This window comes from Streptococcus sp. 79, from assembly GCF_013277425.1.
Lineage (GTDB): Bacteria > Bacillota > Bacilli > Lactobacillales > Streptococcaceae > Streptococcus > Streptococcus pseudopneumoniae.
The window spans coordinates 1-1672 of the sequence record NZ_VMMW01000107.1; the positions used below are offsets into that span (position 1 = coordinate 1).

The following is a 1672-nucleotide window of genomic DNA, read 5'->3' on the forward strand; positions in this document are numbered from 1 at the left end:
CATAAAAACACCTTCTTTCTTTACTACACTTACATTATATGATAAAATGTAAGTGAATACAAATAAAAAGGAGAAAAGCTCATGAAAACTACTAAATTTTTTGCAGTTGCTATTTCTGCAGGTATCTTAACTCTTAGTCTCGCTTCACCGTCTCTTGCCTTTGCGCAAAGTGTGGCACACCCACCAAAATCTCATGATGCAAGACTCCAGACTAAGCGACTTGTTCTTGAAGAAAGTAAAGTTTATAGTTTACAGGATGTATTCAATTCATCTAATTTAAGTGTTGAAGAACAAGAACAAATTACTAAAGATGTTTTAAACTTCGTTGAAATTGAAGGAAATTCAATGGATAGAACTATTATGAGGACTGTTATACGAAGATTAAGTCCTTCAGAAGTTAAAGAGATAGCACTTTCTAGTGATCCAGCTGGGACTCTAGTAGGAATGCTCCCTGGTATAGGTAATGTGTATTCGGCCTTAAAATATTTATCTGACGATATGTATCTTACAGCGGCTAGAAATGGTTGGGGATTGGAATACGTGATTGCTGTAGATAGAGATAACCCAACATCTACAGGAATAAACTTTTATTGGAACTACGTTAAATAAAATTTAAAGAAATTGCCTTATTCAATTAATATTCCTATAAGAAAGCAGATGATTCCAATGTACAAACTATAATTATCAACTCTTAATATCCAACTTAGTTATGAAAGAATGGTAGGTGATTGTCATGAAAAAATACTAGTTACTCTATTATTTAGTTGTTTAGCATTATTTTGTTTGCCTATTTCTGTAAATGCCGACACTAATAATAATCTTGTCATAAAATTCAATGAACTAACATTTACTTCTGGATTATAATATCCCTAATCCAGAAGTAGTATATTCGAAATCAGGATTCAACGAAGTTGCAACTGTTATTGATAGTGATACTGGAAAGGTTGTTGAAACTATTGAATTTATTCCAGATCTCTCTCGATCTACAGTTACTTCACACACATTAAAAAGAAGTGCAACATTTGCTAGAACTACAGTTCAATTAAGTGTAAACATTGAATTATATAATGAGGGTTCTTTCCGTCAGATTAACTCAGTTCAAGGTTATTACTTAGGAATAACAAATTCTATTACAAACACATATATTGAAGGACAAAACGTTGATGTTTGGTCTCCAAAAGGATACCCCACAACAAGTATAAAGTATGCTTATAATGGTACTTTAACAGCAGCTATAAACAGTAGTGGTTCAGCTCAAGTTAAAGCAGAGTTGTTAGGAGCTGGATTTACATTTGGAGGTACTATTGGAGGTACATCATATTATAGAGTTCCATTTAATCAAAACGGAACTATTAGTCTATACAACTATTAGTCTATACTAACTTAGGAGGTAGTCGATATTATGAATGAAAAAAAACGTACATATTTTATTTGTGCAAGTATTATTATTTCATCTATAATTTTAGGACTCTTTATTTATAACGGACTTGACGTTTTGGGTCAATTTATAAACGATGGCCTCAGGGTAATTAATAGTAATAGGTAGTTAATAGAATTTAAATAAAAAAACGGTAATTTAGTGAATGAACTGCACCCCAAAAGTTAGACAGAAAAAATCTAACTTTTGGGGTGTTTTTATTATGAAATTAACTCATGATGATAAAGTTCAGAT

The 1672-nt window shown here is 31.6% G+C and carries 1 protein-coding gene; it reads left to right on the forward strand.

What is annotated here, in order from left to right:
• Positions 1-81 precede the first annotated feature (81 nt).
• Entirely contained in the window at positions 82-609 is a 528-nt protein-coding gene (locus HT729_RS11085) for a DUF4148 domain-containing protein (RefSeq protein ID WP_000858870.1), read from the forward strand.
• Positions 610-1672: the final 1063 nt, after the last annotated feature.